This is a genomic window from Streptomyces rugosispiralis (genome assembly GCF_024505145.1).
GTDB classification, from domain to species: Bacteria; Actinomycetota; Actinomycetes; order Streptomycetales; family Streptomycetaceae; genus Streptomyces; species Streptomyces rugosispiralis.
The window spans coordinates 250386-265585 of sequence record NZ_JANIAA010000005.1; the positions used below are offsets into that span (position 1 = coordinate 250386).

At 68.9% G+C, this 15200-nt stretch carries 14 protein-coding genes and 1 tRNA gene; 5 read left to right on the forward strand and 10 right to left on the reverse strand.

Features of this window, described 5'->3' with window-relative positions:
* Positions 1-79 precede the first annotated feature (79 nt).
* Complete coding sequence (locus NP777_RS11760; RefSeq protein ID WP_256650065.1) at positions 80-1018, forward strand: NADP-dependent oxidoreductase; 939 nt, start codon at positions 80-82, stop codon at positions 1016-1018.
* Positions 1019-1291: 273 nt separating this feature from the next.
* On the opposite strand, the gene NP777_RS11765 is transcribed toward NP777_RS11760, so the two are convergent.
* A complete protein-coding gene (locus NP777_RS11765; RefSeq protein ID WP_256650066.1) occupies positions 1292-3088 on the reverse strand; it encodes a bifunctional metallophosphatase/5'-nucleotidase in 1797 nt (598 codons plus the stop codon).
* A 143-nt stretch (positions 3089-3231) separates the two neighbouring features.
* Here NP777_RS11765 and NP777_RS11770 point away from each other — a divergent pair, with 143 nt between their 5' ends.
* The 3 genes from NP777_RS11770 (at position 3232) to pyk (ending at position 6174) form a co-directional block, all read left to right on the forward strand.
* Positions 3232-3687, forward strand: coding sequence for an NUDIX hydrolase (locus NP777_RS11770; protein WP_256650067.1), 456 nt, complete (start codon positions 3232-3234; stop codon positions 3685-3687).
* A 176-nt stretch (positions 3688-3863) separates the two neighbouring features.
* Complete coding sequence (locus tag NP777_RS11775) at positions 3864-4586, forward strand: SIMPL domain-containing protein (RefSeq protein ID WP_256650068.1); 723 nt, start codon at positions 3864-3866, stop codon at positions 4584-4586.
* Positions 4587-4743: 157 nt separating this feature from the next.
* Positions 4744-6174, forward strand: a complete 1431-nt coding sequence (gene pyk, locus NP777_RS11780; RefSeq protein ID WP_256650069.1) for a pyruvate kinase — start codon at positions 4744-4746, stop codon at positions 6172-6174.
* A 34-nt stretch (positions 6175-6208) separates the two neighbouring features.
* On the opposite strand, the gene NP777_RS11785 is transcribed toward pyk, so the two are convergent.
* The gene (locus NP777_RS11785) at positions 6209-6967 is read right to left on the reverse strand and encodes a helix-turn-helix domain containing protein (RefSeq protein WP_256650070.1); all 759 of its coding nucleotides are present in this window, start codon (positions 6965-6967) and stop codon (positions 6209-6211) included.
* Positions 6968-7076: 109 nt separating this feature from the next.
* Positions 7077-7150, reverse strand: a tRNA-Leu gene (locus NP777_RS11790).
* Between the two features lie 98 nt (positions 7151-7248).
* Here NP777_RS11790 and NP777_RS11795 point away from each other — a divergent pair.
* Positions 7249-7884, forward strand: coding sequence for an ANTAR domain-containing response regulator (locus NP777_RS11795; RefSeq protein WP_256650071.1), 636 nt, complete (start codon positions 7249-7251; stop codon positions 7882-7884).
* Positions 7885-7951: 67 nt separating this feature from the next.
* Here the strand turns inward: NP777_RS11795 and NP777_RS11800 are convergent, their stop codons facing one another.
* The 7 genes from NP777_RS11800 to NP777_RS11830 all read right to left on the reverse strand — a co-directional run bounded on the left by NP777_RS11800 (position 7952) and on the right by NP777_RS11830 (position 15197).
* Positions 7952-8668, reverse strand: coding sequence for an ABC transporter ATP-binding protein (locus NP777_RS11800; protein ID WP_256650072.1), 717 nt, complete (start codon positions 8666-8668; stop codon positions 7952-7954).
* Complete coding sequence (locus tag NP777_RS11805) at positions 8665-9591, reverse strand: ABC transporter ATP-binding protein (RefSeq protein WP_256650073.1); 927 nt, start codon at positions 9589-9591, stop codon at positions 8665-8667. Before NP777_RS11805 ends, NP777_RS11800 begins: the two co-directional genes overlap by 4 nt.
* Entirely contained in the window at positions 9588-11342 is a 1755-nt protein-coding gene (locus tag NP777_RS11810) for a branched-chain amino acid ABC transporter permease (protein WP_256650074.1), read from the reverse strand. The genes NP777_RS11805 and NP777_RS11810 overlap by 4 nt, the downstream gene beginning before the upstream one ends.
* Before the next feature lie 12 nt (positions 11343-11354).
* Positions 11355-12287: a branched-chain amino acid ABC transporter permease gene (locus NP777_RS11815; RefSeq protein ID WP_037948794.1), complete on the reverse strand. Its 933-nt coding sequence runs from the start codon at positions 12285-12287 to the stop codon at positions 11355-11357.
* Between the two features lie 101 nt (positions 12288-12388).
* Positions 12389-13621, reverse strand: a complete 1233-nt coding sequence (locus tag NP777_RS11820) for a branched-chain amino acid ABC transporter substrate-binding protein (protein ID WP_256650075.1) — start codon at positions 13619-13621, stop codon at positions 12389-12391.
* Positions 13622-14118: 497 nt separating this feature from the next.
* Positions 14119-14625: a hypothetical protein gene (locus tag NP777_RS11825; protein WP_256650076.1), complete on the reverse strand. Its 507-nt coding sequence runs from the start codon at positions 14623-14625 to the stop codon at positions 14119-14121.
* 56 nt (positions 14626-14681) lie between these two features.
* A complete protein-coding gene (locus NP777_RS11830; protein WP_256650077.1) occupies positions 14682-15197 on the reverse strand; it encodes a hotdog fold thioesterase in 516 nt (171 codons plus the stop codon).
* Between the last annotated feature and the right edge of the window lie 3 nt (positions 15198-15200).

A 15200-nucleotide genomic window follows, 5' to 3' on the forward strand; every position in this document is an offset into this window, starting at 1 on the left:
GTGCCATCAGTGATGTCATCAGGTGACATCGGCGTGCTAGGGTGATGTCATCTGATGACATAGCCGGTGGAGGCCCCGAATGACAACGGCGAAGCGCATCCAGTACCACCAGTACGGCGGGCCCGAGGTCTTGCGGCTCGAGGACTTCGAGCCGGCCCGGCCCGGCACCGGCGAGATTCTGGTCCGTGTGCGGGCGGCGGCGGCCAACCCGATGGACTGGAAGATCCGCGATGGCGGCATGAAGATGCTGACCGGCCGGAGCTTCCCGCGCGGGCTGGGCCACGACTTCGCCGGCGTCGTCGAGGCGGTCGGCGACGGCGTCACCCGGCTCGGCGTCGGCGACGAAGTGCTCGGCGGGGCGTCGCTCAAGACGGCGGGAGCATTCGCCGAACTGGTCGTCGTCGAAGCGAAGGGGGTCGTGAAGAAGCCCGCGGATCTCTCCTTCGAGGATGCCGCCGCGATCCCGACGGTCGGGATCACCGCCTTTCAGGCCCTGACCAACCCGAGGAAGCCGCAACCCGGACAAGCCGTCTTCGTCCACGGCTGCCTCGGCGGAGTGGGCCGATCCGCCGTCCAGCTGGCCTCGATGTACGGCGTCTCGGTGGCGGGCAGCTGCCGCGCCACCGCCACGCAGGACGCGCGCGACCTCGGCGTCGACCCGCTCGTCGAGTTCGACTTCGACCCGACGACGCTCAGAGGGCGATTCGACATCGTCCTCGACACGGCGGGCACGCTCCCGATCAAGGCGGCGCAGACGTTGCTGAAGTCCGGCGGCCGCATCGTCGACATCACCCCCACTCCCGCGAAGTTCGCGAGAAGTGCCCTGCCGGGGCCCTTCAAGGTGCTGATCGCCCAAGCCGTCACGAAGGACCTCGAGGAGGTCGCGCGAGCCGCCGGGCAGGGCACACTGCGGCTGCCGATCGCTCGCACGGTGCCGCTCACCCGGGCGATCGCGGCGCTCACGGAGTTCGATCGCGGCATCCCCAAGGGCGGCAAGCTCATCATCACGACCGGGTGACCGCCGTGTCGCTGCCGGCTCACGCTGTTCCGGCGCGGCGGCCCGCCGGAACAGCGTGAGCGCGGCGACACCCCGGAGCGCGCCCTAGTGCCGCGTCAGCCAAGGTTTGCCCCGCTCGCCGCCCTGGCACGGCCGCCCCCAGCTACCGCTGGGAGGTGCCCCCGGCGGCGTTGCCGAATCGACCGAGTAGGCCCACTACGAGGCCGATTCGGCGCCTTGCAGCTGACCGCACCAGGACGCCTCGCTACCGGGCAAACCTTGACTGACGCGGCACTAGAACACCGGAACGCCGTCCCGGGTCAGCTTCCAGTCCACCGACCCGAATCGCGACACATCGATCGTCCCCTTCGCCTGAACCCAGGCGATGATCGTGTTCCGGATCTCCTCCGAATTGGCCCACACCTGCTTCGCGGAGGCCACATGCGGGAAGTTGCCGCCCCCGCTCGCCCGGTAGTTGTTGACCGCCAGCACGAACCGCGCCTTCTCGTCCACCGGCTTGCCGTCGAAGCTGAGCTTCGCGATCCGCGAGCCCGGCGCCTTCGCGATGTCGATCTCGTAGGTGAGGCCGCCGACCGCGTCGTAGTTGTAGTCCGGGATGTCCGAGGCGTTCGTCAGCTTCGCGGGGTCCACATCGCCGCCCGCCGGGGTCTGGACGTAGTAGCGCGCCGAGAACTCCAGGTAGTCCTTGAGCTGGGCGCCCGTCAGCACCCGGGCCTCCAGGGTGTTCTCGAACGGGTACAGCCCCGCCACCTGCCGGATCGTGACCTCCCCGGCCGGGATCGCCGCCGTACGGGAGAAGCAGGACGCCTGCGAGAGCACCGGCAGCTCCGCGTACTCCGTCCCCGCCAGCGCCGCCCGCACCGTCTCCGCCTGCACATGGTTGATGAAGTCGACGATCGGCGCGTCCTTGTAGGGCGCCTCGGTGGCCGTCATCGCCGCCGAGCAGGTGCCGATGACCTGGTTCACATAGCCGACGACCTTCTTGTGCTCGGCGTCGAGCAGCCGCACGATCCGCGGGTCCTCCTCGGCCGTCTTGGAGTTCAGCACCTTCGCCGACACCGACGCCACCTGCCAGCGGCCGCGCTCCCACTCCAGCTCGAAGTCGAAGAGGGTGAGCCGCTGACCCCATTTGAGCGGCTCCGACAGCACGACCTCGCGTCCGGTCTCCTTGTTGACCACCCGCGACTCGGGGATCTCCTGATGTGCGTGGCCCACCAGGATCGCGTCGATCCCCGCCACCTTCTCGGCCACCAGCGCCGCCGCGTTCTCCACGTACGGCACCTGGTCGCCGTAGCTGGAGGTGCCGCTGGTGCCCGAATGCGCCGAGACGATCACCACGTCCGCACCCATCGAGCGCAGCCGCGGCACCCACTTCGCGGCCTGCTCCTCCAGGCCCGGGAAGGTCATCTTCCCCTGCACATTGACCTTGTCCCAGATCGCGATGCCCGGGTTGGTCAGCCCCAGCACCGCCACCTTCACATCCCGTCCGCACGGGGTGCGCAGCCGCGTCATCCAGTACGGCGGGAAGGCGGGCCGCAGCGTCCTCGCGTCCAGCGCGTTCGCCCCAAGCAGCGGGAAGTCGCACTGCTCCTCGAACTTCCGCAGCACCGGGATGCCGTAGTTGAACTCATGGTTGCCCAGCGCCGCCGCGTCATAGCCGATCGCGTTCATGGCCTGCGCCATGGGGTGCACCGGGCCGTTCTCCCCGGTGATCGGGTCCACCCGGGCGTAGTAGTACGACAGCTGGGTGCCCTGGATGGTGTCGCCCGCGTCGATCAGCAGCGTATTGCGGCGGCCCTTCTCCGCACGGACCTGGTCGACCAGCGTGGAGATCTTCGCCAGGCCCACATCGTTGTGCGCCGCGTCGTCGAACTCGGCGTCGGTGAAGTAGTCCCAGTTGAAGACGTTGCCGTGCAGATCGGTCGTGCCCATCACGGTGAAGGCGTACCGCCGCCGGGGCCGCCCGTGGTCCCGCGCCTCCGCCGGGACGGCGGCAGCGGCGGAGGCGAGGGCGGCCCCCGCACTGGTCGCCGCGGTGCGGCCGAGGAACTTCCGACGGTTGAGCGGCATGGCTGATCTCCCCTGAGATACCTGCGAATTGGGCACAACGCGCGTAGATTCTGGCCCAGCCGCACCGTTCCGCACCACCCCCGGCAGGTTGCGATCGGATTGCCGACCGGCTCTCCCCGCCGTCCGCCCGGCATCCTTGAGGGATGGTCGAACGACATCTGCGCATCTCCGCGTATGCCGTCTGCGTCGAGGGCGGAAGGATCCTCCTCGCCCGTTGGACCGGCGGTGACGGCAAGCAGTGGGGGCTGCCCGGCGGCGGCCTCCAGCACGGCGAGGACCCCTATGACGCGGCGGTGCGCGAGGTCGAGGAGGAGACCGGCTACACCGTCGAGATAGAACGGCTGCTCGGCATCGACAGCCTTCATCAGCGTCACCCCCGATGGCTGACCCACGACGCGGACTTCCACGGGGTGCGCGTCGTCTACGCGGGCCGGGTCACCGGCGGCGAACTGCGCCATGAGGTGAACGGCTCCACCGACCTGGCCGCCTGGATCGAGCTGGACCGGCTGGCCGGCCTCGACCGCGCACCGCTGGTGGACACCGCGCTCGCCCTGCACACCGAGCGCCCGCCGCACGGCCGGGCCGCCGGGCCTCGCTGAGGTGCCGCCCGCCGCACGGCCGGGCCGCCGGGCCTCGCTGAGGTGCCGGACGCCGCTGAGCGGCGACCTCGCTGAGAGGCCAACCCGCTGAGGTGCCGGACCCCGTCGCGGGGCCCGGCGCCGTACGCTCCGAGCACCACCCCTCGCACACCGGAACCACGAGCCCAGGAGCCGCCATGGACCAGCCCGCCGAACCGCCGCGGCCCGCCGCCCCCGTGCCGTACGGCACCCCCGACACCCCGCGCGTCGCCGTCCGCGGCGAGGCGACCCTGGAGGTCGACCCCGAGATCGCCCGGCTCACCATCACGGTCAGCGCCCGCGGCGCCGACCGGCGCGCCGCGCTGGAGGACCTCACCCGCCGCAACAACCAGGTCCGGGAGCTGGTGCGGTCCTACGGCGAGGCGGTCGAGAAGCTGGAGACCGGCGCCTTCTCGGTCACCCCCGAGATCAACCCCAAGAGCCGCCATGAGCGCGTACGGGCCTATCACGGCCGGGTGCACCTCACCGCGACCCTGATCGACTTCACCGCGCTGGGCGAGCTCATCACCCGCCTCGCCGACCTCGAGCTCACCCGCGTCGACGGCCCCTGGTGGGGGCTGCGCCCCGACTCGCCCGCGTACGGCCGGGCCCGGCAGCGGGCGGTGCGCGAGGCGGTGCAGCGGGCCCGCGAGTACGCCGGGGCGCTCGGCGCCCGGCTGGTGGCGCTCACCGAACTCGCCGACCTGGAGTCGGAGGAGGGCCCGTTCCAGCCCGTGGCCGTCGCCGCCCCGCGCGCCCGGTCCGGCTACGACGGCCCCGCCGACCGGGACGCCGTGGCCGCGCTCGACCTGGAACCGCAGCGCCAGACGGTGTACGCGCACGTCAACGCGCGCTTCACGATGACCCCGCCCGAGCTCTGAAACGCCTCCTCCGGAACCCCGGAGCCACCCTCCGAAACGCTCATCGGAGCGGCCCACTGCACGTTTCATTAGTTGTCAATAACCTGCCACTCAAAGGCCATGGGGGAGTGTGAAGTTCCCGGTTCTTTACTCGCCGGTAAGTCATAGGCTCGGCATCATGCGCCGAGCAAAAATCGTCTGTACTTTGGGACCCGCCACCGACTCGTACGAGCAGATCAAGGCACTCATCGAGGCCGGAATGGACGTGGCCCGCTTCAACCTCAGCCACGGCACCTATGCCGAGCACGAGGAGCGTTATCGGCGAGTGCGCAAAGCCTCGCTGGAAACCGGTCGTAGCGTCGGCATCCTCGCCGACCTTCAAGGTCCGAAGATTCGGCTCGGCCGTTTCCGTGAAGGGCCCGTACTCCTTGAACGCGGGGATGAGTTCATCATCACCGTCGAACCCATCGAGGGCGACCGGTTCCGCTGTGGCACCACCTACGAGGGGCTGGCCGGCGACGTCAGCAAGGGGGAGCGGATCCTCGTCGACGACGGCCGGGTCACCCTCGAGGTCGTCGACATCGACGGCCCCCGGGTGCACACCATCGCCATCGAGGGCGGCATGATCTCCGACCACAAGGGGCTCAACCTCCCCGGTGTGGCCGTCTCCGTCCCCGCGCTGTCCAAGAAGGACATCGAGGACCTGCGCTGGGCCCTGCGCATCGGCGCCGATGTCATCGCCCTCTCCTTCGTCCGCAACGGCGACGACGTCGTGGACGTCCACCGGGTGATGGACGAGGAGGACCGCCGGCTCCCCGTCATCGCCAAGGTCGAGAAGCCGCAGGCGGTGGAGAACCTCGAGGGGATCGTCGACGCCTTCGACGGCATCATGGTCGCCCGCGGCGACCTCGGCGTGGAGATGCCGCTGGAGCAGGTGCCGATCGTCCAGAAGCGCGCGATCAAGCTGGCCAAGCGGAACGCCAAGCCGGTGATCGTCGCCACCCAGATGCTGGACTCGATGATCGAGAACTCCCGCCCCACCCGGGCCGAGGCGTCCGACGTCGCCAACGCGGTGATCGACGGCACGGACGCGGTGATGCTCTCGGGCGAGACCAGCGTCGGCAAGTACCCGATCGTCACGGTCAAGACGATGGGCCGCATCGTCGCCGCCGCCGAGGAGGACATCCTCGCCAAGGGCCTGCCCCCGCTCACCGAGCGCAGCAAGCCCCGCACCCAGGGCGGCGCGGTGGCCCGCGCGGCGGCCGAGATGGGCGACTTCCTCGGCGCGAAGTTCCTGGTCGCCTTCACCCAGTCCGGCGACACCGTGCGCCGCCTCTCCCGCTACCGCTCCCCGATCCCGCTGCTGGCCTTCACCCCGGAGCCGGGCACCCGCTCCCAGCTCAATCTGACCTGGGGCGTGGAGACCTTCCTCGGTCCGATGGTCGATTCCACGGATGAGATGGTGGCCCAGGTGGACGAGGAATTGCTGCGCCTCGGCCGCTGCAAGAAGGGCGACCTGGTCATCATCACCGCCGGTTCCCCGCCCGGCGTCTCCGGCTCCACCAATCTGGTCCGCGTCCACCACATCGGCGCGGACGACCTCCGGTAACCGAGCCTCGCTCCTTGGGGCCGAAGTACTGGGCTCAGTACTTCGGCCCGACGTGCTTGTCCATGAGGGCGACGGAAGCCCGGCGGGCGACGGAGATGTTCCATGCGTTGGTCTGCCGCCATGCGACCCCGAGCTGATCGAGCGTGTCGGTGAAGAGCTTGCGGATGTCGTCGGACTTGTTGGTGAAGAAGTACCGGGGATATTCGTAGCGTTTGCGCTCACCGGCGACGATCTTCGCCGTCCAGTTGGTGATCCGACAGCCGTCGGAGTGCACCAGCCCCCGGACGAACTCCCAAGGGCGGGCGATGACGATCTCCTGCTGCCAGGGCTCCAGGATGATGGGACGCTCGTGCTTCTTGCCCGGCCCATGCTGCGGAAGCAGACACGGCCAGTGCTTGCTGTAGCCGGTCACCATGACGTACCCCTGCCGCTGGACGCGGCAAACGCTGTTGTCGGGGCGAACGGCGCGCATCGCCTCCGCGCAGGAGTCGATGAGGCCAGGCCAGGCATCCGCACATGCGATGCGCAGGAAGTAAAGGCCCTTTTGGAGGGGGCTGATGCAGCCGTCGCCGAGGTAGAGCCCGAGTAGATAGGCATAGGCGGCGGTATCTTCCGGTGGCCGTGGGTCAGGCGCGCATCTGGGGCAGTACGTCGTACGGGAGATGGGCTCCAGTCGAACCTGCCAGGCGCGGATCGCGAATCGGGAAATTCCCGTCTGCTTGCTTACAGAGTTTAAGCTGCGCCCTTGGCGAACCAAGGCGAGAGCACGTTTACGCGTTTCAAGGTCGTACACGCATGCGAGCCTGGCCACAGTGAGGCCATTGTGCGTCCATTCGAAGGACCGTTCACCTTATCGAAGGAAGATCCCGGATTCCACTGGTGACCTTGGAACCAAAGGAAAGTGCCCCGGGTGGGATTCGAACCCACACTGAATACCTTTTGAGGGTATCGTCTCTACCGATTGGACTACCGGAGCCCCTGCAATCTGAAGGTCAGTCTAGCCCCTCCGTGCGTCAAAGATACAGGACATCGGTAGGCTCGTGGTGCCCACCTGCCAGGAAAACGAGGAGCACAGTGAGCACCGCTGACGCCCCCGACGCGCAGTCGCACGTCCCACCGCAGACAACCCGCGTCGTCATCGCCGAGGACGAGGCACTCATCCGCCTCGACCTGAAGGAGATGCTCGAGGAGGAGGGGTACTCCGTCGTCGGCGAGGCCGGGGATGGGGAGACGGCTGTCGCGCTCGCCCAGGAGCACCACCCCGACCTCGTCATCCTCGACGTGAAGATGCCGGTGCTCGACGGCATCTCCGCCGCCGAGCGGATCGCGGCCGACCGCATCGCCCCGGTTCTGATGCTGACCGCCTTCTCCCAGCGCGAACTGGTCGAGCGGGCCCGGGACGCCGGGGCGATGGCGTATCTCGTGAAGCCGTTCAGCAAGAGCGATGTGGTCCCGGCCATCGAGATGGCCGTCTCCCGCTTCACCGAGCTGAAGACCCTGGAGCAGGAGGTCGCCGACCTCTCCCAGCGGCTGGAGACCCGCAAGCTGGTCGACCGGGCCAAGAGCATCCTGCAGACCCAGTACGGGCTGACCGAGCCCGCCGCCTTCCGCTGGATCCAGAAGACCTCGATGGACCGCCGGCTGTCGATGCAGCAGGTGGCGGAGGCCGTTATCGAGGACGCGGCGGAGAAGAAGGCCAAGGAGCAGTAGGGGACGAGCGGAAGGGGCCCGTACCGCCGCGTCGGCGGTACGGGCCCCCTACCGTTTCCGTCGGCCCTCAGTCCTCGCCGAGGTACGCCTTCCGCACCGACTCGTCATGCAGCAGCGTCTCGCCGGTCCCCGACAGCACGATCTTGCCGATCTCCATCACATGGCCCTGGTCGGCCAGCGACAGCGCCGCCTGGGCGTTCTGCTCGACCAGCAGAATCGTCGTGCCCTGGGACTTGAGCTCGGCGATGGTCTGCATGATCTTCTGCATCATGATCGGCGAGAGGCCCATCGAGGGCTCGTCGAGCATCAGCAGCTTGGGGCGGGACATCAGGGCCCGGCCCATCGCGAGCATCTGCTGCTCACCGCCGGAGAGGGTGCCCGCCGCCTGGTTGCGACGCTCGCCGAGGATGGGGAAGAGCTCGTAGGCATGTTGGATGTCGGCGGTTATGCCGTCCGCGTCCTTCCGGAGAAACGCTCCGAGCTGGAGGTTCTCGGCGATCGACAGCCGCGGGAAGATATGCCGCCCCTCGGGCGAGTGGGCCAGCCCCAGGGCGACGATCTTGTGCGCGGGGACGCCCCGCAGTGGTTTGCCGTCGAAGCGGATCTCCCCGCCGAGCGGCTCGAGCAGGCCGGACAGGGTGCGCAGCGTGGTGGTCTTGCCCGCGCCGTTGGTACCGATGAGGGTGACGACCTGTCCGGCCTCGACGCTGAACGAGATGCCCTTGACGGCCTCGATCTTGCCGTAGGCGACCCGCAGGTCCTCGACCTCGAGCAGTGCGGTCACTGTCCGTCCTCCGTACGTGCTGTGGTGCCCCGCTGGGCCTCGTCCGTGGCTCCGGTCGTGGTCCCGCCGGTGGCTCCGGCCGTGGCCCCGGCCTCCGCGGCCTCGACCTCGGCGGCCTCCTCCGCGCCCGGCGCGCCCTCGAAGGGGGTGCCGAGGTAGGCGGCGATGACGCGCTCATCGCTCTGGACGACCTCCGAGGTGCCCTCCACGAGCTTCTGGCCCTGGACGAGCACGGCGACCCGGTCGCAGAGGTTGAAGATGAAGCGCATGTCGTGCTCGATGACGAGCACGGCGGTGCCCAGGTCCCGGATGGCGAAGACCAGTTCCTCGGTGGCGCGGGTCTCCTGGGGGTTCATTCCGGCGGTGGGCTCGTCGAGCAGCAGCAGCCCGGGGTCGCTGGCGAGGGCGCGGGCGATCTCCAGCTTGCGCTGTTCGCCGTAGGGGAGGTTGCGGGAGAGGTGGTCGGCCTTGTCGGCGAGGCCGGTGAACTCCAGGAGTTCCATGGCACGGGCCTTGGAGGCGGCCTCGGCGCGCTTGAAGCCGGGGCCGCGCAGCAGGGCCGACCACAGGCCCTCCTTGGTGCGGGTGTGGCGGCCGACGAGGACGTTCTCCAGGACCGTCATATTGGCGAAGAGCCGGATGTTCTGGAAGGTGCGCGCGATGCCCGCCTGGGTGACCAGGTGGGGCTTGGGCGGCAGCACGGTGCCCCGGTAGGCGACGCTGCCCTCGGTGGGGACGTAGAGACCGGTGAGGCAGTTGAAGAAGGTGGTCTTGCCCGCGCCGTTGGGCCCGATGAGGCCGACGATCTCGCCGGGGTGGACGTCGAGGTCGACCGCCTGTACGGCCGTGAGTCCGCCGAAGCGCATGGTGACGCCGGTGGCGGTGAGCACGGGGGAGGTCGTGGTGGTGGTCATCGCTGTCATGCCTCCGCCTTGGTGACGCCGACGGCACTGTCCTTGAGTCCGGTGGCGCCGGGGACGTCGAGCTGGCCGGTCTCGTGGTACTCGAGCTGCTGCCGCCGGTTGGGGACGATCCCCTCGGGGCGGAAGCGCATCAGCAGGATGAGCGCGATACCGAAGGCGAGGAGCTGGTAGTCCTGGAGGAACTCCAGCTTCTTGGGGATCAGATAGAGCAGGGTGGCGCCGAGCAGCGGGCCGCCGATGGTGCCCATGCCGCCGAGGATGACGGCGGCCACCAGGAAGGTGGAGTTGGGCGGGACGGGTCCGGCGAAGACGTACTGCTCGGGGACGACCGTGGACTGGAAGTGGGCCCATACGGCACCGGCGACCCCGGCCAGGGTGGCGCCGAGCGCGAAGGCGATGAGCTTGACCCGGAATCCGTTGATGCCCATGGCGGTGGCGGCGGTCTCGTCCTCGCGGATGGCGACCCAGGCGCGGCCGATACGGGAGTTGCCCGCGCGGCTGAAGATCAGCACGACGACCACCGTGACCAGCAGCATCAGCAGGTAGTAGTTGCCGTTGGAGTCGAGGGTGACTCCACCGACGCTGTGGTCGTCGTTGAAGTTGAAGCCGAAGATCTCCAGCGGGGGGATGTTGGGGATGCCGTCGGGGCCGTTGGTGACGGAGGGGCCGGAGGTGCCGTCGAGGTTCAGCATGGCGAGGCGGAAGATCTCTCCGAAGCCGAGGGTCACGATGGCCAGGTAGTCGCCGCGCAGCCGCAGGGTGGGGGCGCCGATGACCACGCCGAAGATCAGGGAGACCACACCGCCGGTGATCACGGCGGCCCAGAACGGGAACCTGACGTCGATGGTCGAGGCGGTGGACCCGGAGACCAGGGCGGCGGTGTAGGCGCCGACGCCGAGGAAGGCGACGTATCCGAGGTCCAGGAGGCCCGCGAGGCCGACGACGATGTTCAGGCCGAGGGCGACGGTCGCGAAGATGGCGATGTTGACGCCCAGTTCGGTGAAGCTGGACTTGTCCTGGAAGAAGGGGAAGACGATCGCGGTGATCAGCGCCGCCACCAGGGTGACGGAGCGGTAGTTGCTGGTGAGTTCGCTGATCCGGCTGATGAGCCCGGCCTTCACCAGGGCGACGGCGGCGAATCCGACGGCGATGAGGTAGCCGAGGAACGGCTCGGGGTGGTCGGCGTCGGTCTGGATGCCGTAGTTGACCACGTAGAGGCCGACGGCGAAGACCCCCGCGATGATCAGGATCTCGGCCCAGGAGGGCAGTTCCTTGGGACGGCACAGCGGTCGGCTGTCGTCCGGGAGCAGGAAGGTGGTGGCCACGGGCACGGCGGTCACCACGGCGGCGATCCAGCCGCCGGGTTCCAGGTTGACCAGGCCGTCCAGATCCACCGCGATGGCGATGACGGTGAACCAGGTGACGGCGAAGGTGCCGAGGGCCAGCATCCGCAGGGCCTGGGTGGAGCCGCTGGGGGTGAGCCAGCGCAGGCCCTTCAGGTCGAGGGCGGCCAGCGCGAAGACGCCGGTGGCGATGGCGAGGACGAGGGTGAGGAGCTGCAGTCCGCCGGGGTAGCCGTAGACGGTCAGATCGCCGGGGAATTCGGCGGTCCAGGTCCAGGCAAGGAAGGTGGAGACGACGGCGGCGGCGCCGCCGGCCGCGGTGAGGGCCCGGAGCAGGGTGGTGCGCGGGGCGGGTGCGCCGGCCTCGGCCTTGCGCACGGCGGTGGGCTGGGTCTTGTCGGTGGTCATCGGTTCACTCCCTCACGCCCGGTCCGCTACGCGTTCGCCGAGCAGACCCTGTGGCCTGACCAGCAGGACGACGATGAGCAGGGTGAAGGCCCATACGTCCTTCCAGGCGCCGCCGCCGAGTTGGTCCATCCCGGGGATGTCCTGGATGTACTTGATGGCCAGGGCCTCGACGATGCCCAGGACGACGCCGCCGAGCATGGCGCCGTAGATGTTGCCGATGCCGCCGAGCACGGCGGCGGTGAACGCCTTGAGGCCGGCGATGAAGCCCATCTCGAAGTTGATCTGGCCGTACTTGAGCCCGTGGGAGAGGGCGGCGACGGCGGCGAACGCACCGCCGATGGCGAAGGCCATCACGATGATGCGGTCGGTGTTGATGCCCATGAGCTTGGCGGTGTCGGGGTCCTGCGCGGTGGCCTGCATGGCGCGGCCGGCCCGGCTCTTGGAGACGAACAGCCCCAGGGCGAGCATGCACAGCGGGGCGGCGATGAGGAGGAAGGCGTCACCGCGCTGGATGTGCAGATTGTCGAGGATCTCGAACGACGATCCCTCGAACTGCGGGAAGCTGCGGGGCTTCTTGGCGTCGGGGTAGAAGGCCCAGACGGCCTGCTGCAGTGCGATGGAGAGACCGATCGCGGTGATCAGGGGGGCGAGCCGGGGGCCGCCGCGCAGGGGCCGGTAGGCGAAGCGTTCCGCCGCGGTGGCGATGGCGACCGAGGCGACGATGCCGCCGATCAGCATCAGGGGCAGGGCGAGGGAGAGCGCGGTGCCGCTGGGCAGCCAGATGTAGATGGTGAGGGCCCCGAAGCCCCCGATCATGAAGATCTCGCCATGGGCGAAGTTGATGAGCTGGACGATGCCGTAGACCATGGTGTACCCGATGGCGATCAAGCCGTAGAGGGCGCCAAGGGTCAGGCCGTTGACCAGCGTTTGCGGCAGTTCGTGCACCGCAGGGCCTCCGATGAGCGTGTCGGATATGACGCCGCGCGAGGGCGATGGGTACGCCCTCGCGCGGATTCTTTTCGTGGGTGTGCGATCGCTGCCGGGGGTCAGTCCTTGAAGGTCTCGCTCTTCACGGACTTCCAGGCGCCCTTGGTGACCTTGTAGACGGTCAGCTGCTTGTTGGTGGTGTCGCCGTACTGGTCGAAGGAGACCTTGCCGGTGACGCCGTCGAAGGAGACCTTGCCGAGCGCCTCGGTGACCTTGGCGCGGGCGTCGTCCGGGAGCTTGCCGTCGTTGTCCTCTACCACGGCCTTGACGGCCTGGATGATGGCCCAGCCGGCGTCGTAGGAGTAGCCGCCGTAGGCCGCGTACGGGTCCGGGTAGTGCTGGTCCGCGTAGTTCTTCACGAACGTCTTGGCGGAGTCGAGCTGCTCGACCGGGTAGCCGACGGAGGTGGCGAGGTCACCGTCGTTGCTGGTGCCCGACGCCTTGATGAAGGCGGGGTCGTAGATGCCGTCGCCGCCCATGATCGGGACCTGCGCGCCGGCCTGCTTGACCTGGTCGGACAGCAGACCGCCCTCGGGGTACTGGCCGCCGAAGTAGACCGAGTCCGCGCCGGAGGACTTCACCTTGTTGGCGATGCCGGAGAAGTCGGTCTCCTTGACGGTCAGGTGGTCCCGGCCGACGACCTTGCCGCCGAGGCGCTTGAACTCCTCGGCGAAGATGGTGGCGAGGCCGTTGCCGTACGCCTGCTTGTCGTCGATGACGAAGACCTTCCGCTTCTTCGCGTCCTTGTAGTAGTACTGCGCGGCGAAGCGGCCCTGGATGATGTCGGTGGTCGCGGTGCGGAAGTAGGTCTTGAACGGGCGCGACTTCTTGCCCGAGGCCCAGTCGTCGCCCTGGCTGAGGGCCGGGTTGGTGTTGGCGGGGGAGACCTGGGCGAGGTCGCCTCTGTCGAAGACGCCCTGCATGGACTGGGCGACGCCCGAGTTGAGCGGGCCCACCGCGCCGAGGATGTTCTCGTCGTCGACCATCGAGGTCGCGTTCTGCTTGCCGGAGGAGGGCACGGCCTGGTCGTCGAAGGACTTGACCTTGAAGGTGACCCCGTCCACCTCGTTGTTCTTGTTGGCTATCTTCGCCGCGAGGTCGACGGAGTTCTTGATGCCCTGGCCGAGAGCGGACAGCGAGCCGGTGAGCGGGGCGTCGACACCGATGACCACGGTCGTCTTGCTGTCCTTGCCGCCACTGTCGTTTTTGTCGTCCCGCGACCCGCAGGCGCTGAGAGTGAGGGCGCCCGCGGTGATGGCGGTCGTCATGATGAGCAAGGAGCGGTGTCGCACGAGGAATCCTTTCCCTGGCCCGGCACCCCGGGTTCAGGGGGTGCCGTGTCCTCGCCGGATGAACCTGGAATGGCCGTGTGGGTGCGGCGTACATCCCACGGGGCCGTGACTGGCTGTGACTCTAAGCGCGGGGCGCGACCGGTGGCAGAGGTCCAGACGATGATGTGACTGTCTTGTTATGACGCGCGTCACCCCGGGATGTCCGTGTAGCGGAACGGAAGGGATGAATGGGGCGCATTTGGACCAATCATTAGGTCCGGATCCTGAGAAGATGCAGTTCCGCTAAGGAGTGCGGTGAGCTTGTGAACGAAGCGCGGAGGCGCGTGCGCGGATGGGCGCGCGAAGATCGATTTCGGCGTCGCCGAGAGTGCTGAAATTGTGATCTTATATTGCGTCAGTGTTACGTAGTGTTACGACTGGCGGTCCGGGTCCGGGGTCCGTCCCGGGTGGTGGGCGCGTTCCGGAATGGTGTCGGGCAGGTGTCCGGCCGGTGCGGCTCAGGTCGGCGGGCGCCAGTTCTCGGAGCTGTGGGTGGCGCCGTTCGCGGCCGCGCAGCGGCGCTCGGCCAGCCGCTTGATCAGCGCTTTGGCCGCCGGGGTGGCATGCCGCCTCCGCTCGGTGCGCGCGGCCCGGACGATGTCGTCGTAGATCTCGTACTGCTCGTTGGAGAGCCCCTTCTGCTCCCAGTCGAGCCCGGCCCACTGGCTGCCCGCGAGGTCCTGCTCGGCCCAGTAGGAGATGAGGTCGGCGCACAGCCGTACGGGGGAGGCGGCCGGTGGTGTGGGGCTGCGAGGGGCGGGCGTGAACGCCGGGGCGCTACGGGAGTTGCCGGAGTCGCGGGAGTCGCGGGAGTCGTCCGCGGGGCCGGAACCGGAGCCGCCGCATCCGGTCATCGTCACGGCGAGTACGAGAGCGCATCCATGGACGACGGCGGGCCGGAAGCCGGCGCGGTGCGTTGCCTCCATGGCGGCGGGCCGGAGGCCCGCCCGGGTCGTTGCCCCCATGGGCGGTCACGGTAGACCCCGGCCTCCCAGGGGGACAACGGCGATGGCGCCGGGCGTCACGCCTCGGCGCGCCCCTTCGCCTCGGTGATGTCGGCGACCGTCCGGGCCCGTCCGGCGTCGTCGACCTCGCGCAGCAGGCAGGTGAGGCGGGCGGTGCACACCCGCCGGTCCTGCTCATCGCTGATGACGATCTCGTAGGTGGCGGTGGAGCGGCCCCGGTGGACGGGGGTGGCGACACCGGTGACCAGGCCGGAGCGGGCGCCCCGGTGGTGGGTGCAGTTGAGGTCCACACCGACCGCGATCCGCCCGCTGCCGCCGTGGAGCATCGAGCCGACCGAGCCGAGGGTCTCGGCCAGCACGGCGGAGGCGCCGCCGTGCAGCAGCCCGTACGGCTGGGTGTTGCCCTCCACCGGCATCGTGCCCACGACCCGCTCGGCCGAGGCCTCGAGGATCTGCACGCCCATACGGGTCCCGAGATGTCCGGCGGAGAACAGCGCGGGAAGATCCACGCCGAGCGCCGCGTACTCGTCGAGTACCTCTTGCGGGAACTTCACGCTGGTCTGCTCGCCCATCGG